This window comes from Rhodococcus sp. B50 (genome assembly GCF_013602415.1).
Taxonomy (GTDB): Bacteria; Actinomycetota; Actinomycetes; order Mycobacteriales; family Mycobacteriaceae; genus Rhodococcus.
On record NZ_WPAG02000002.1, the window covers coordinates 867,861 to 883,160 of the forward strand.

Annotated in this window: 15 protein-coding genes; 6 read left to right on the top strand and 9 right to left on the bottom strand. The window is 71.5% G+C overall.

Annotated elements, in window-relative coordinates; genetic code table 11:
- The first annotated feature begins 297 nt into the window (after positions 1–297).
- Positions 298–939: a class I SAM-dependent methyltransferase gene (locus GON09_RS04385; protein ID WP_213930754.1), complete on the top strand. Its 642-nt coding sequence runs from the start codon at positions 298–300 to the stop codon at positions 937–939.
- Here the strand turns inward: GON09_RS04385 and GON09_RS04390 are convergent.
- The 7 genes from GON09_RS04390 to GON09_RS04420 form a co-directional block, all read right to left on the bottom strand.
- The gene (locus tag GON09_RS04390; RefSeq protein WP_213930755.1) at positions 893–1,780 is read right to left on the bottom strand and encodes a DMT family transporter; all 888 of its coding nucleotides are present in this window, start codon (positions 1,778–1,780) and stop codon (positions 893–895) included. The two genes, GON09_RS04385 and GON09_RS04390, sit on opposite strands and share 47 nt — an antisense overlap.
- A gap of 4 nt (positions 1,781–1,784) precedes the next feature.
- Positions 1,785–3,236, bottom strand: a complete 1,452-nt coding sequence (gene gndA / locus GON09_RS04395; RefSeq protein ID WP_213930756.1) for an NADP-dependent phosphogluconate dehydrogenase — start codon at positions 3,234–3,236, stop codon at positions 1,785–1,787.
- A 70-nt stretch (positions 3,237–3,306) separates the two neighbouring features.
- Positions 3,307–4,257, bottom strand: coding sequence for a M56 family metallopeptidase (locus GON09_RS04400; protein WP_213930757.1), 951 nt, complete (start codon positions 4,255–4,257; stop codon positions 3,307–3,309).
- Positions 4,258–4,270: 13 nt separating this feature from the next.
- The gene (locus GON09_RS04405) at positions 4,271–4,681 is read right to left on the bottom strand and encodes a BlaI/MecI/CopY family transcriptional regulator (protein ID WP_213930758.1); all 411 of its coding nucleotides are present in this window, start codon (positions 4,679–4,681) and stop codon (positions 4,271–4,273) included.
- Positions 4,682–4,759: 78 nt separating this feature from the next.
- Positions 4,760–5,632: an ABC transporter ATP-binding protein gene (locus tag GON09_RS04410; RefSeq protein ID WP_213930759.1), complete on the bottom strand. Its 873-nt coding sequence runs from the start codon at positions 5,630–5,632 to the stop codon at positions 4,760–4,762.
- Entirely contained in the window at positions 5,629–6,768 is a 1,140-nt protein-coding gene (locus GON09_RS04415) for a FecCD family ABC transporter permease (RefSeq protein ID WP_307854305.1), read from the bottom strand. Before GON09_RS04415 ends, GON09_RS04410 begins: the two co-directional genes overlap by 4 nt.
- Entirely contained in the window at positions 6,765–8,183 is a 1,419-nt protein-coding gene (locus GON09_RS04420; RefSeq protein ID WP_213930760.1) for a FecCD family ABC transporter permease, read from the bottom strand. Before GON09_RS04420 ends, GON09_RS04415 begins: the two co-directional genes overlap by 4 nt.
- Positions 8,184–8,377: 194 nt before the next feature.
- Between GON09_RS04420 and GON09_RS04425 the strand changes: the two genes are divergently transcribed.
- The 4 genes from GON09_RS04425 to GON09_RS04440 all read left to right on the top strand — a co-directional run bounded on the left by GON09_RS04425 (position 8,378) and on the right by GON09_RS04440 (position 12,261).
- Positions 8,378–9,094, top strand: coding sequence for a hypothetical protein (locus tag GON09_RS04425; RefSeq protein ID WP_213930761.1), 717 nt, complete (start codon positions 8,378–8,380; stop codon positions 9,092–9,094).
- 219 nt (positions 9,095–9,313) lie between these two features.
- Positions 9,314–11,104: an ABC transporter ATP-binding protein gene (locus tag GON09_RS04430; RefSeq protein ID WP_213930762.1), complete on the top strand. Its 1,791-nt coding sequence runs from the start codon at positions 9,314–9,316 to the stop codon at positions 11,102–11,104.
- Positions 11,105–11,205: 101 nt separating this feature from the next.
- The gene (locus tag GON09_RS04435) at positions 11,206–11,691 is read left to right on the top strand and encodes a hypothetical protein (RefSeq protein WP_213930763.1); all 486 of its coding nucleotides are present in this window, start codon (positions 11,206–11,208) and stop codon (positions 11,689–11,691) included.
- Positions 11,692–11,811: 120 nt separating this feature from the next.
- Positions 11,812–12,261, top strand: coding sequence for a PaaI family thioesterase (locus tag GON09_RS04440; RefSeq protein ID WP_213930764.1), 450 nt, complete (start codon positions 11,812–11,814; stop codon positions 12,259–12,261).
- Between the two features lie 72 nt (positions 12,262–12,333).
- Here the strand turns inward: GON09_RS04440 and GON09_RS04445 are convergent, their stop codons facing one another.
- Both GON09_RS04445 and GON09_RS04450 read right to left on the bottom strand, forming a co-directional pair.
- The gene (locus GON09_RS04445; protein WP_213930765.1) at positions 12,334–13,755 is read right to left on the bottom strand and encodes an NAD(P)/FAD-dependent oxidoreductase; all 1,422 of its coding nucleotides are present in this window, start codon (positions 13,753–13,755) and stop codon (positions 12,334–12,336) included.
- Between the two features lie 98 nt (positions 13,756–13,853).
- Positions 13,854–14,909 carry a tyrosine-type recombinase/integrase gene (locus GON09_RS04450; protein WP_213930766.1) on the bottom strand — a complete coding sequence of 352 codons (1,056 nt, stop codon included), beginning with the start codon at positions 14,907–14,909 and terminating at the stop codon, positions 13,854–13,856.
- A 153-nt stretch (positions 14,910–15,062) separates the two neighbouring features.
- On the opposite strand from GON09_RS04450, the gene GON09_RS04455 reads away from it, so the two are divergent.
- A complete protein-coding gene (locus GON09_RS04455; RefSeq protein WP_120282916.1) occupies positions 15,063–15,287 on the top strand; it encodes a DUF2188 domain-containing protein in 225 nt (74 codons plus the stop codon).
- Positions 15,288–15,300 lie beyond the last annotated feature (13 nt).

The window sequence follows — 15,300 nt, forward strand, 5'->3', positions numbered from 1 at the left end:
CGGTCCTGCCGGATGGGGTGGAGGCCGGGGCGGGGGCCCGGCCCGGTAGAGGATCCCTCCGACCCGGAGTCGCACTCCGTGCAGGGGGAGCCGGTGTCGGGCGGTGGGGTGGCTGTGGGTGCCGCAGGCACCGGTGTCCTCTCGTCGGGTCCGGTCGCGGACGGTGTCCGCCTGCCGGAAGTTGTTTCGACGGGTACCGATTCTACTGACGGCCGGTGCCGTGTGTCGTGGTGCCGACGACGGCGCGGCGCCTACGGTGGGGGCGAGCAGGTGTTCGGTGAGGACGAAGGAGTGGGGATGAGCGGCGGCGAGGGTCCGGAACACGGGGGCGGCGAGCGGGTGCCGAGCCGGTGGGAGGAGATGGTGGCGGAGAATCCGGCGCATTCGTCGTGGTATGTGGAGAGGTTCCGCACCATGGTCGCCCAGGGGCAGGACACGGTCGGGGAGGCTCGGCTGATCGATGCGATGGTGCCGCGCGGAGCGCGGATCCTCGACGCCGGGTGCGGGCCGGGCCGGCTCGGTGGGTATCTGCACCGGGCCGGGCACACGGTGGTCGGGGTCGATGTCGATCCGGTGCTGATCGCGGCGGCGGAGGAGGATCATCCGGGGCCGCGGTGGCTGGTCGGGGATCTGGCCGAGCTGGATCTGCCGGCCCGCGGGGTCGCCGCGGACTTCGATGTGATCGTGTGCGCGGGCAATGTGATGACCTTCGTGGCGCCGTCGACGCGGGTGGCGGTGTTGCGGGCGTTCGCGGCGCATCTGGGTCCGCGGGGCCGGGTGGTGATCGGTTTCGGGGCGGGCCGCGACTATCCCTTCGACGTGTTCTTCGCCGACGCGGCCGCCGCGGGTCTGGCGGCGCAGCTGCGGTTGGCGACCTGGGATCTGCGGCCGTTCAGCGACGACGCGGAGTTTCTGGTGGCGGTGCTGGGACGGGCGTAGCCGCGGTGTCGGCGGCCTGGGCGCGGGAGAGCGCGATGGTGGTCCCGAGCATCACGGCGACGGCCGCACCGACGAGGACCAGGGCGGGGCCGTCGGCGCGGAGGTGTTCGCCGAGCACGGTCATGCCGAGGACGATCGCGGCGAGGGGTTCGCCGACGGTCAGGGCGGGCAGCGAGGCGGTCAGCGCCCCGGCTTGGAAGGCGCGTTGCTGCAGGTAGATCGCGGCGGCGCCGGCCGCGGCGAGCGTCCAGGTCTGCCACGAGCCGAGTAGCTGGCCGATGCCGTGTTCGGCGAGGTCGGTGACGTGTTTGGTGAAGGCGCTGGTCACCCCGTAGAGGATGCCGGCGGCGATCCCGAAGGCCAGCGCCCGCAACCGTGGGGAGAGCACGGCGAGGACGACGGCGGCGGCGGTGACGGCGAGCACCAGCGTGAGGGGCAGCGCCCAGTGGGCGGCGGACGGGTCACCGCTGCCTTCGGTGGGGTTGCCGACGAGCAGGAACACCGCCAGCGCCGCGCACAGCGCGCCGGCGAGCAGCCAGGTGGTGCGGGTGACGCGGCGGCCGGTGGTCGCGGCGGCGAGCGGCAACGCGAACAGCAGCGACGCGACCAGTAGGGGCTGGACGAGCAGCACGGACCCGAACGCGAGCGCGACGACCTGCAGCAGGTAGCTGCCGCCGTCGCCGAGAATGCCCGCCCACCAGCGGGGGCTGCGCAGCAGGGATCCGACGAGGGAATCGGTGTCGGGCACGGCAGCGGCCGAGCTCTGTTGCGCGACACTGCCGACCGCGACGAGGGCGGCGGCGGCGAGCGCGCACAGGACGGCGACTGCCGTGCCCGTCATCGGGTCAGGCCTGTATTTCGGAGTGGTCTCCGCTCCACAGGGTGTGGAATTTGCCCGGCTTGTCGGTGCGTTCGTAGGTGTGGGCGCCGAAGAAGTCGCGCTGACCCTGGGTGAGGGCGGCGGGCAGCCGGTCGGCGCGCAGTCCGTCGTAGTAGGACAGCGACGATGCGAACGCCGGGATCGGGATGCCGAGCTCGGTGGCGGTGACCACGACGCGGCGCCAGCTGTCGATGCCGATCTCGATGGCGTCGCGGAAGTACGGCGCGAGGATCAGGCTGGGCAGCTCGGGGTCGGCGTCGTAGGCCTCCTTGATGCGGTTGAGGAACTGGGCGCGGATGATGCAGCCGCCGCGCCAGATGGTGGCCAGGGCGGCTCGGTCGACGTTCCAGCCGTATTCGGCGCTGCCGGCGGCGATCTGGTCGAAGCCCTGCGCGTAGGCGACGATCTTCGAGGCGTACAGGGCGGCGCGGATGTCCTCGGTGAACTGCGCGGCGTCGGTGGGGGCGGCGCCCAGGTTGCCGGCGGCGAGCCCGCGGGCGGCGGCGCGCTGGTCGCGGGAGCCGGACAGGGCGCGGGCGAAGACCGCTTCGGCGATGCCGGTGACGGGGACGCCGAGGTCGAGGGCGGCCTTGACGGTCCAGCGGCCGGTGCCTTTCTGCTCGGCGGCGTCGACGATGACGTCGACGAGGGGCCGGCCGGTGGCGGCGTCGGTCTGGCGGAGCACCTCGGCGGTGATCTCGATGAGATACGACTCGAGGGTGCCGGTGTTCCAGTCGGCGAAGACGTCGGCGATCTGCCCGGCGTCGTAGCCGAGGGCGTCGCGCAGCAGGTGGTAGGCCTCGCCGATGAGCTGCATGTCGGCGTATTCGATGCCGTTGTGCACCATCTTCACGAAGTGGCCGGCGCCGTCGGGGCCGATGTGGGTGCAGCAGGGGGTGCCGTCGACCTGAGCGGCGATGGTTTCGAGCAGCGGGCCGAGCGCCTCGTACGATTCGGCGGGGCCGCCGGGCATGATGGACGGGCCGTTGAGGGCGCCTTCCTCGCCACCGGAGATGCCGGCGCCGACGAAGTGCAGGCCGCGGGCGCGCAGGGCGGCTTCGCGGCGGATGGTGTCGGTGTAGAGGGCGTTGCCGCCGTCGATGATGATGTCGCCGGGTTCCATCGCGTCGGCGAGCTCGTCGATGACCGCGTCGGTGGCGTCGCCGGCCTTGACCATGATCAGGACGCGGCGCGGCTTCTCGAGGGCGGCGACGAACTCGCCGATGGTTTCGGTGCGGACGAAGGTGCCGTCGTCGCCGTGCTCGGCGAGCAACGCGTCGGTCTTGGCGATGCTGCGGTTGTGGAGGGCGACGGTGTAGCCGTGGCGGGCGAAGTTGCGGGCGATGTTCGAGCCCATCACGGCCAGTCCGGTCACGCCGATCTGGGCCTGCGGTGTTTCGGTGCGTTCGACGGTCATGGTCTACAGCTTCCCCCGAAACGGGATCCGATCGAAATCGGGCGGGCCGGACGGACCGGTGTGTCGCGGGTCAGAGGCCGAGCAGCAGCGACAGTTCGGTGAGCCAGGGCACCGCCACGGCGATGGTGGGGACGACGAGGATCGCGGCGGCGGCGGTGTAGGCGGCGACGGAAATCCCGAGGTGGGGGCCCGGGCCGGTGAGTCGTTCGACGCGCAGCACGGTGCTGGGCCCACCGACGGCGAGGGCCCCGGTGGGGGTGTGGGCGCCGGCGCAGGCCACGAGGGCGCGGGCAAGGGGGGCGGGACCGGTCTTGCGGACGGCGGAGTCGTCGGCGAGCAGCTCGACGAGCAGTTTCACCGAGCCGAGCGCCGACCCGGAGCGCACGACGCGGGGGAACGCTTCGTAGACGGCGGTGAAGGCCTCGAGGATGAGGTCGTGGCGGGCCCGCAGGTGGGAGTGTTCGTGGCGCAGGATCGCGCGGAGTTCGTCGTCGCCGAGGTTGTCGAGGGTGCCTTCGCTGAGCACCACCCGGTGGCGCAGCCCGGGCAGGCAGTAGGCGATGGGGTCGGCGGTGTCGAGGATGCGCACGTGCGGGTGGCGGCGGACGGCGGCGCCGCTCTCGCGGCGGTCGAGCAGGTCGACGAGCATGCGGTGGCGGGAGCGGCGGCGGCGGGTGCGCACCGCGACGCGCAGCATGGAGAAGGTCAGGCGGGCACCGATGAACACGGTGAGGGCGAACACGACGATGTAGGTCAGCCACAGGGGCAGGCCGAGGGCGTCGATCTCCTCGAGGGGGCCGGTGGTGGGGCGGCCGTCGGCGCCGGGGGCGAGGAGGCGGGCGGCGATGGCCAGGCCGCAGCTGAACGCGGAGAGCACCGCCGCCAGCGCCACGGACTGCCACAGCACCAGCGCGGCCCGGGGGTTGCGGTGCGGCCAGGTGGCGCGGGCGAGCAGCCCCGGCACCGGTCCGGCGAGGAGGAGCGCTGTGGTTCCGAAGAACAGCGCCGTGGTCGCGTTCATGACATCGAGTGTGTCAGCCGGCCCGCTCGGTGTCGTGGCCGGTGTTGTCGTCGCCGTGTCGCGCTTCGAGTTTCGCCAGCGCCGCGCGCAGGGCGGCGGCTTCGTCGGCGCCGACGCGGCCGACGAAGTGGACGAGGGCGGCGGCGCGGCCGGCGGTCTCGTCGGCCTGGTCGAGGGCGTCGACCATGAGGCTGGCGACGAGTTCGTCGCGGCCGTGCACCGGCAGGTAGCGGTGGGCGCGGTCGTCGCGTTGCTGGATGACGAGGTTCTTCTTGGCGAGGCGCTGCAGGACCGTCATGACGGTGGTGTATGCGAGGTTGCGTCGGGCCGAGAGGGCTTCGTGGACCTGCCGGACGGTCTGTGGTTCGGGGGTGGACCACAGGTGGTCCATCACTGCGCGTTCGAGTTCGCCGAGTGCTGCCATGGGTCGATTCTACGGATTTCTCCGACGAATGTGCGTACTACCCCTGGTCGTAGGGTTTGACCTGCGGTGGGACCATCGTCAGGCCCGGCGGGGACCTCCGGCGGCGCCGTAGACGTGGCGGGTGCCGATGGGCACGATCAGCGGCCGGTCGGACACCGGATCGTCGATGACGGAGGCGTCGAGATCGAACACCTCCCGCAGCAGTTCCACGGAGATCACCTCGGCGGGCACCCCGGAGGCGACGACGCGGCCGTCCTTCATCACCACCAGGTGGTCGCTGTAACGGACGGCCAGGTTCAGATCGTGCAGCACCATCACCACGGTGCGGCCGAGTTCGCTGTGCAGCCGGTCGACGAGGTCGAGGACCTCCACCGAGTGCGCCAGGTCCAGATAGGTGGTGGGTTCGTCGAGCAGCAGGATGTCGGTGCCCTGGGCGAGCGCCATGGAGATCCAGGCGCGTTGCCGCTGCCCGCCGGACAGTTCGTCGATGGGCCGGTCGGCGAGGTCGGCGATGCCGGTGCGTTCGAGGGCGATCGCGACCTCGTCCTCGTCGTCGGAAGACCACTGCCGGAACCAGGACTGGTGCGGATGCCGGCCGCGGGAGACCAGGTCGGCGACGGTGAGGCCTTCGGGGGCGACGGGGGCCTGCGGCAGCATGCCGAGCACCCGGGCGACCTCGCGGGTGCGCAGGGTGGTGATGTCGTGCCCGTCGAGCAGCACGGTGCCGGTGCGGGTTTTGAGCAGCCGGCTCAGGGCGCGCAGCAGGGTGGATTTGCCGCAGCCGTTGGGGCCGATGACGGTGGTGACGACCCCGGTGGGGATGGACAGGTCCAGGTCGTCGACGATGAGCCGGTCGCCGTAGCCGAGGCTGATGTGCTCGGCGACCAGCCGCGGCGCCGCGTGCTCGACGGGGCCGGGGGCCGGGGCGGGGGACAGGTGGGTGTCGGTCATCGGGAGACCTTTCGGTTGGAACGCACCAGCAGGTACAGCAGGAAGGGTCCGCCGAGCGCGGAGGTGACCAGACCGACCGGCAGCGGCACCGGCAGGATGGTGCGGGCGATCAGGTCGGCGGCGACGACGAACAGCGCGCCGGTCAGGGCGGAGGCGACGATCGGGGTGCCGGCCGAGCCGACGAGCCGCAATGCGATCTGCGGGGCCGCCAATGCGACGAAGCCGATGGGGCCGGCGGCGGCGGTGGCGACGGCGGCGAGCGCGCACGCGGCGATGAGCAGCAGCGCCTGCTGGGTCTGCAGTTTCACGCCGAGCGAGCGGGCGGTGTCGTCGCCGAGGCGCAGCGCCCCGACGGTGAAGGAGGCGGTCGCGGCCCAGCCGCCGACGAGCAGCAGGGCGATCGCGGCGGGCACGACCTGGCTCCACGACACCCCGTTGAGCGAACCGGTCAGCCACACCTGGGCGCGGCTGACGTCGTTGATGTCGGCGGAGACGAGCATCCACTGGGTCAGGGCGATGAGCATGGCGTTGATGCCGATGCCGATGAGCACGAGCCGGAAGCCGTCGGCGCCGCGCCGCCAGGCGAGCACGTAGATCACGGCGGCGGTGAGCAGCGCACCGAGCAGCGCCGACAGCGGCAGCCCGAGGGTGGCGAGCAGGCCGACGATGGACCCGCCGCTGGTGACGACGATCAGGGCCACGGCGGCGGCGGAGGCGCCGGCGGTGATGCCGAGGATGTCGGGGCTGGCCAGGGCGTTACGGGAGACCGATTGGGTGATGGCGCCGGAGACGGCGAGGGCGGCGCCGACGACGACGGCGGCGATGCCGCGCGGCAGCCGCAGGTCGAAGACGATGAACCGGTCGAGGCGTTCGCCGCCGCCGAGGAGCACCTCGACGACCTGCAGCGGGCTCAGCGGGTAGTCGCCGCGGCCGAGGGAGATCGACAGCAGCACCGCGGTGGCGACGACGATCAGCGCGCACACGATGACCATGCGGGCGCGCCAGACGACGGAGACGGAGCCGAGCCGGAAGGCGGGCCGGCCCGGGACGCGGGTGGAGACCTGCACGGGCGAGCGGCGCCGGCCCGCCGTGGGGGTCGGGTCCTTGTCGAGGGCGGGGGTGGGTGCGTCGTTCACAGGGCCACCAGCTTCCGGCGACGGACGAGGGCGATGAAGAAGGGGGCGCCGATGAGGGCGAGCACGATCCCGACCTGCAGTTCGCCGGGGCGCACCACGATGCGGCCGACGACATCGGCGAGGACGAGCAGCGCCCCGCCGAGCAGCCCGGCGTAGGGCACGAGCCAGCGGTAGTCGGGGCCGGTGACCGCGCGGGCGATGTGCGGGACGATCAACCCGACGAACGCGATCGGTCCGCACGCGGCGGTGGCGGCGCCGGTGAGCACGGTGATCGCGGCGATGCCGATCACCCGGGTGGTGACGACATCGGTGCCGAGCGAGCGGGCGACGTCCTCGCCGAGGCTGAGCAGGTTCAGCGCGGGGGTGGAGGCGAGCGCGACGAGCAACCCGACGACGATGAACGGGGCCACCTGCCAGAAGACGTCCATGCCGCGGCCGGCGACGGAGCCGACCACCCAGAAGCGGTAGCCGTCGAGGCTGGTCTGGTCGAGCAGCACGATGGTCTGGATCATCGCCTGCAGGAAGAACGCGACGGCCGCACCGGCGAGTGCCAGGCTCAGCGGACTGGAGCGGCCGTTGCCGATGGAGGCGAACCCGAACACCACGATGCTGGCGAGCGCGGAGCCGGCGAAGGCGAACCACAGATACTGCGCCGGGGTGCTCAGCCCGAACAGGTAGATCGACAGCACCACGAGGAAGGCGGCGCCGGCGTTGATGCCGAGCAGACCGGCGTCGGCGAGCGGGTTGCGGGTGTGGCCCTGGATGAGGGCACCGGCGACGCCGAGGGCGGTGCCGACCAGCAGCGCGAGCAGGGTGCGGGGGATGCGCAGCGAGTGCACGATCACGTCGGTTTCGGAGCCGTCGTTGACGACCAGGGCGTGGAAGACCTCGGCGAAGCTCATCGGGCGGGCACCGACGGCGATGCTCGCCAGGGCGCCGAGCGCGAGCAGCACGGTCAGGGCGGCCAGGCCGAGCAGGCGGCGTCGGCGCAGGGCGGCGACGCTGCCGTCGGTGGGGCGGGGGGTGAAGTCGTCGTGGCGGGCGTGGCGTTCGGTGACGATCTCGGTGCCGCGGCGCAGCAGGGCGCGGCGGGTGCCGACCGGGCCGCCGGTGGCCGGGTCGCGCAGCACGAGGCCGGTCCACTGCAGGCCCAGGCTCTGCCCGGTGCGGCCGGCGCGGTGGCCGTGGTTCCACCACAGCAGCGCGGCGGCGGCGACCAGCGCGGCGCCGCCGAAGACGATGCGGTCGGTCTGCCCGCCGCCCTTGGCGTCGGCGAGGGTGTCGACGACCAGGGCGCCGACGAGCAGGGGGAGGGCGAGGAGCGTGAGGTCGCACGAGACTGCGGCGATCCGGCGGCCCGCGCGGGGCGGGGCGGCCGGGTCGGTGTCCGGTGGGGCGTGAGGGGTGACGGTCACGGGCGCGGGGTGCTCCTCGGGAAGGCGGCGGGGCGGTTCGGGTCGTCGCGGATCGTGGGGGACGCGAAGGCCTTCGGAGTTAGGTTACGGAATCCTATGTCCCGGCGGGAGTGGGAGGGGGTTGCGCACACCACCCCCGGATGCAATGGTTAGGCTTACCTAATCAAGATTCACCGTCGATCAGGAGGTGTCGGATGACGACGCTGCTGCTGCCGCCCACGGCGGCACCCGTCCGCCCGTTCGAGGACACGCGCGCCCGGCTGCGCGCACTGGCCGCGGGAGCCCCCCGCGTCTACGCGGTGGCCTGTATCGACGAAGAACCCCGCCGCCGCTGGTGGTTCCTCGGCGGCGGTGAACGGCAGCAGCGCATCGAGGCGCTCTACGACCGCGCCCTGCTCGACACCGAGGACCCGCGCATCGCCGTCGAACAGGTCGCCGGTGCCCTCATCCACGCTGTCGTCGGTCGCGTCCTCGCCCCCTACGCCCTCGAGGGCCGCGTCTGGGATCCAGGGTTGGACAATCTGTGGTTGCACCAGGACAGCGACGGCTGCATCGACTGGGCCGGCCTCGCCGACGACACCCTGCGGGTGCTGCCCGGCGACCGCGCCGTCGGGCAGCGCGACGTGGTGGTGCTGCCGTGTGAGCAGGCGATGGCGGTGTGGACCGCGCACCGCGCCACGACCGCCCTGAGCGCCGTGCATCTCGCGTTGCGCGCCCTCGCCCCGCTCGACCGGTCCCGGTTCTGGGCGATCGTCGGCCGCACCGTCGTCACCGGTGCCACCCAGCTGCCCGTCCTCGGCGGCGCGTCGCGGCGCACCGCCGCGCGCCGCGGCCAGGCGCTGCTCGACGCCTTCGTCGCCGCCGGCCATCCCGTCCGAGGCCTTGCCGGATTAGGGCAGCCTTCCCTATAATCGGAGTCGTTCCGACTGCCGGACCGCAGTGGAGTCCTGAGGGCTGCAGTGACTCCCGGTCCCTTCCCGCGGCGGGCCTCACGATCATGTGAGGCCCGCCGTCGTGTATCCGGCGTCCCCCACCCCGGCGCCATGTCGGCTCGCGAACCGCCGCCCACCCCGCCGCACCCCACCTACGATGCGAAGACCGGGCGCTGCGAGAAGTGAGGCCGCCGAGTCATGGACGACGAAGGCAACGACAACGACAGCATCGAGCACACAGCGGTCATCGACCGCCCCCGCGCCGGCGCACTGTGGGATCTGACCCGAAGACACCGACGACCGCTGCTGGCCGCCATGCTCCTGTCCGTGCTGTCGGCAGCGGTGAGCCTGGCGCAACCGGTGGTGGTCGGCCGGCTGATCTCCGCCGTCGGCGACGGCGCCGCGGTCGCGACCTCGGTGTGGCTCCTGCTCGCACTGCTGGTCGCCTCCGCCCTGGTCGGCGGCATCCAGTACTTCCTGCTCCAACGCACCGCCGAAGGCGTCGTGTACTCGGCGCGCACCGCTTTGATCGGCCGGGTGCTGCGCCTGCCGATGCTCGAATACCGCTCCCGCTCCGTCGGCGATCTGGTCTCCCGCGTCGGCTCGGACACCACCGCCCTGCGCGCCGCGCTCACCGGCGGTCTCGTCGAACTCGTCGGCGCCGTCGTCCTCGCCGTCGGCGCGGTGACGGCGATGCTGCTGCTCGACCCGTGGCTGACCGCCGGGACCGTCCTCGTCGTGGTGGCCGTCGTGGTGATGACGGTGCAGTTCGCGCGGCGACTCGAGAAACTGACCTTCGCGGCCCAGACGCAGCTCGGTGCGCTCACCGGCGACCTCGAACAGGCCCTCACCGGGATCGGGGTGGTGCGCGCCGCGAACGCCACCGACCGCATCGACACCGGCCTGCACCGCCGCGCCCGCGGGGTGTACGACGTCGGCCTCCGCACCGCCAGGGTCGGCGCGGTGATCGAACCGGTCGGGCAGGTCGTCACCCACGCCGTGCTGCTGCTCATCCTCGGCGCCGGCGGTTACCGGGTGGCCGCCGGGCATCTCAGCATCGCCGAACTCATCACGTTCGTGCTGTTCCTGCTGCTGCTCATGACCCCCGTCAACGTGGTCTTCGGCGCCATCCGCTCGCTGGCCGCGGCCTGGGGTGCCCTCGCCCGCATCACCGACATCGACCGCATCCCCGCCGAGGACGCCCACGACACCACCACCTGCGACCGTCTCCCGGCGGTCTCCGACTCGCAGCCGATGCTGCGCGTGCACCGGGTGCGTTTCGCCTATCCCCGGCACCACACACGACCGGCCCTCGAGGAGGTCAGCTTCACGGTGCCGCGCGGCTCCCGGACCGCGATCGTCGGCCCGTCCGGCGCCGGTAAATCCACCCTCCTCGCGTTGATCGAACGGTTCTACGATCCGGACGACGGGCGCATCGAACTCGGTGGCATCGACATCGCCGCCCTGCCGCGGCGGGTGCTGCGCGCCGGCATCGGCTACGTCGAGCAGCACGGGCACGCGGTGGCGGGCAGCATCCGCGACAATCTGCGGCTCGCCGCCCCGGAGGTGACCGACCGGCAGTGCCGCGAGGCCCTCGCCGCGGTCGGCCTCGACGGTCGCATCGGCCGCGAACCCGACGGGCTCGACACCCCGATCGGCGACAACGGCATCCGCCTGTCCGGCGGGGAGCGGCAACGCCTGGCCATCGCCCGGGTGCTGCTGGCCGAACCGCCGCTGCTGTTGCTCGACGAGCCGACCTCGAGCCTGGACAGTCGCAACGAGGAGTTGTTCCAACGCGCCCTCGAGACCGTCGGCGGCCGGCACACCGTGGTGATCGTCGCGCACCGGCTGGCCACCGTGCTCGACGCCGACCAGATCGTCGTCCTCGACGACGGACGCGTCCACGCCGTCGGCACCCACACCGAACTGCTCGAGCGCAGCGAGCTGTATCGGGAACTGGCGCGGCGTCAACTCATCGGGGCGCCGTAGCGCAGAACCTGCGGGTTCCCGAGCCGCTCGGACTGCCGACGAATCGCACTGCCGAAGGTCAGGGGATGGCCCGACCCACGCAGCAGTGTGATGATCGACCGGTGACCACGCTGTGGATGATCGAGGACCTCGAGCCGTGGCCCGACCAACCCGCCCCCGGGCAGGTGTGCGAACCGACCACCTCCTGGACCACACCCGGTGCGACGGACTGCATCCGCGAACTCGTGCGCGTCATTCCCGCCCGCGTCGAGCAGAGCACCGTCGACGATCGTGTCGAACTGCTCGCCCATCTCGGTCACGGATTCACCACCGTCCTCCCACCGCAGCTCGACACCCTCGGAGAGGTCGTGCTGACGGGACATCTCGTGTGGGACCGCTACCTGTGGATGACCCACCGCACCCGACCCGAAGGTCGAGTGCTGGTCGCCGAACGCCACCCGGTGATCCAACGGACGACGAGGATCCCGACCGAGGACGCGGGTTGGTACGGCGTCGAGTACGAGGGCGCGCGGACCGTGCATCGATTCGGGCCGATCCCCGGCGGCTACTCGATCGTCGCCTACGCACTGCTGGTGACGCTGCAGTGACCACCCCCCGCGTGCCGTGGTCGGACGCGACCTTCCGAAAACCGCCATGTCCTACCATCGTTCGACGGCCCCCTGTCCCGGCGGCCGGTCGACCGCACGCACGAACAAGGGAAAACCCGTATGAGCGACCAGTCCACCTCCACCCCGGCGCAGCACGATGTGCAGTCGATCAACGCCACCAACGAGACCGGTTTCAACACCGCCCTCGGTCTCGAGTTCGTCGAGCTCGGCCCCGACCTCGCGCGGGCCCGCTGGACCATCACCCCGGCGCAGCACCAGCCCTACGGCATCGTGCACGGCGGGGTGTACTGCGCGGTGATCGAAACCGTCGCCAGCGTCGCCGGCGCCACCTGGCTGGGGGACAAGGGCAATGTCGTCGGGGTCAACAACAACACCGATTTTCTCCGCGCGACCCGTGAAGGTGTGCTCACCGCCACCGGCACCCCCGTGCACCGCGGCCGCACCCAGCAGGTGTGGCGGGTGGAGATCGTCGACGAGCAGGACCGCCTCGTCGCACAGGGACAGGTGCGCCTCGCCAACATCACGCACGCGGACCGCATCGCGCACTGACAGCCCCAGGCCCGCCACCCCGCAGACCGACGGCTCCGGCCGGAACGAGATTCCCGGCCGGAGCGACCAGCGTCAGCCCGCGGCCTGCGCCCCACCCCGGCCCGGCGCGGCCGACGTCTCCGCGGAACGTTCCTCGGCCGCTTCGGAGGCGTCGTTCGGGCCCTCCGACCGCATATGTTCGATCGCCATCCGGGCGAACACCTGCTGTTCGGTCGCCGCCATCTCGTTGCGGCCGGCGGAGAAGAACGCCTGCGCCCACGACAGCAACGTCGACACCTTCGACGAGAACCCCACCAGGTACAGCAGGTGGATGAACAACCATGCCACCCAGCCCAGGAACCCGCTGATCTCGAGCTTGCCGACCTTCGCGACCGCACTGAACCGCGAGATCGTCGCCATGCTGCCCTTGTCGAAATACTTGAACGGTTCCCGATGCGTCGGGTCGACGCCGTCCAGCGAGGCGATGATCTGCCGGGCCGCGTACTTGCCGCCCTGCATCGCCACCTGCGCCAGACCGGGCAGCTTGTTCAGCGACATCATGTCGCCGATGACGAACACGTTCGGATGCCCCGGCAGCGTCAGATCCGGCAGCACCTCCACCCGGCCGGCGCGGTCGATCTGCGCACCGGACTGTTCGGCGAGCTGCTTGCCGAGCGGGCTGGCCGACACCCCGGCCGACCACACCTTGCACTGGGATTCGATGCGCCGCTGCGAACCGTCCTTCTCCTTGACCGTCAAACCGTCGGCGTCGACGTCGGTGACCATCGCTCCGAGCTGGATCTCCACCCCGAGCCGCTCGAGGGTGTTGCGGGCCTTGCGGCTGAGCTTGCCGCCGTAGACCGGCAACACATCGGAGGCACCGTCGAGCAGCACCACCCGAGCCTCCGTCGGATCGATGTTGCGGAAGGTGCCCTTGAGGGTGCGGCGCGAGAGCTCCGCGATCTGCCCCGCCAACTCCACCCCGGTCGGGCCGGCACCGACCACCACGAAGGTCAGCAGCCGGGCACGTTCCTCGTGATCATGCGACAGTTCGGCCTGCTCGAACGCCCCGAGGATGCGGCCCCGCAACTCCAGGGCGTCGTCGATGGTCTTCATGCCCGGCGCGAACTCGGCGAACTGATCGTTGCCGAAATAGGACTGACCGGCCCCGGCCGCGACGATGAGACTGTCGAATCCGGTGGTGGTGTAGCGCTCGAGGAAGCGGGAGGTCACCGTCCGGTTCTCCAGGTCGATCTTCTCGACGTCCCCGAGCAGCACCTGCGCGTTCTTCTGTTTGCGCAGCACCATGCGGGTCGCGGGGGCGATGTCGCCGACCGACAGGATGCCCGTCGCCACCTGGTACAGCAACGGCTGGAACAGGTGATGGGTGGTGCGCGCCACGACCGTGACGTCCACATCGGCACGAGCCAGGGCCTGGGTTCCGAACAGCCCACCGAAACCGGATCCGATCACGACCACACGATGACGGCGGGGTTCGGTCTGCTCGATGCTCATGGATGCTCCTTCACGTCGCCGGATGGATCGATCCCCAGTCTTGCAGTTGCCGCGCCCGCCCACAGCGCAACCGGTGAGCCCACCGGCCCCCTGCGGGCTCAGTCCTGCTCGGCCCCGCGCGGCTCGCGCCCGGGGCCGAGCAGCCCGTAGACGGGGTTGTGCCGCGCGGCGTGCCGCACCGCATCGTTGGTCGCCGAGGTGTACACCTGCACCGTCTGCAACGAGCGATGCCCGAGCAGTTGCTGCAACTCCACCATCGTCGCGCCGCTGTCGGCCAGGCTGGTGGCGAAGGTGTGCCGCAGCGCGTGGGCGAGCGCGCCGCGTTTGCGCTCCGACTCGATGCCCGCGCGGCGGTAGATGCGCCGCACCCGGTACTGCAGGGTGCCGCGGGTGATGCGCCTGCCGTCCGCGCCGACGAACAACGGATCGGCCGGATCGTGCCGTTCCCACACCGGCAGCTCGTCGCGGTCGCGGTTGCGGCGCCGCGCGGCGGGGAACCGGGCGTAGCGTTCCTCGAGATAGGCGGAGACGATCGCCGTCCAACTGTCCTCGAGGGGAATCTCCCGCTCGATCGCGCCCTTGCCGAGCACCCGCAGCACCGGTGCTTCCCGGCCGCCGAGGATGCTGCCCACATCGAGCCGGATCAGCTCGTCGGAGCGGATGCCGGTGAGCAGCAGGGTGGCGATGAGCGCCAGATCGCGTTGCGGCCAGTCCCGCACCGCTTCGGCCGGGCGTTGCGCCTCCATCGTGATGGTGTCGACGAGCTGATTGATCGCGGTGGGGGAGAACGCTTTCGGGGTGTGTTGCGGTTTCTTCGGCTGCGCGATCGACGCCATCGGGTTGCCCTCCGAGACTCCTTCGGAGACGAGGAAGTTGCAGAAGTTGTTCCACACCGACCAGGCGCGGCGCACCGACGCCGGTTGCCGCTCGGCGGCGAACACCGCGAACGCCGAGCGCATCCCCCGCACCGTCACATCACCGAGCGTCAGAGTCTCCTCCGGTGCCCCGCGCACTGCGGCGAGGTGCGTGCGCACCGCGTACAGATCGAGCCGATAGGCCTTGACGGTGTGCGGGGACCGCTTCGCCGTCTGCAAGGTCTCCAGATACGACCCGATCCAGTCCGACAATCCCGGCTCGGTCGCGCTGCCCGCCACGATGCTCCTCCCGTGAACCACCCGTACAGATGTGCGAGTCCAGTGTGACAGCAGGGACCGACGGGACCGCGGAGACCGGGACGTGCTCCGGGTTCGGGTGGACCTTACCGGGGTACGCGTAGGGAACCGACCCTTCACGGAGAGGAGCACGTCATGCCCGCCGGTGACGTCGAGACGTTCCATCAGGACGGATCCTGGCACAACCGGATCGAGGGTTCGAGCGACCTGCTCGGCACCTACGCCACCCGCGAGGAGGCGGTCGCGGCCGGCCGCGACGAGGCACGCCGACGCAAGGTCGAACATCTCGTCCACAACCTGGACGGGACCATCGGCGAACGCAACACCTACGGCCACGATCCACGCGACATCCCGGGCTGACCGGGTTTTTCCG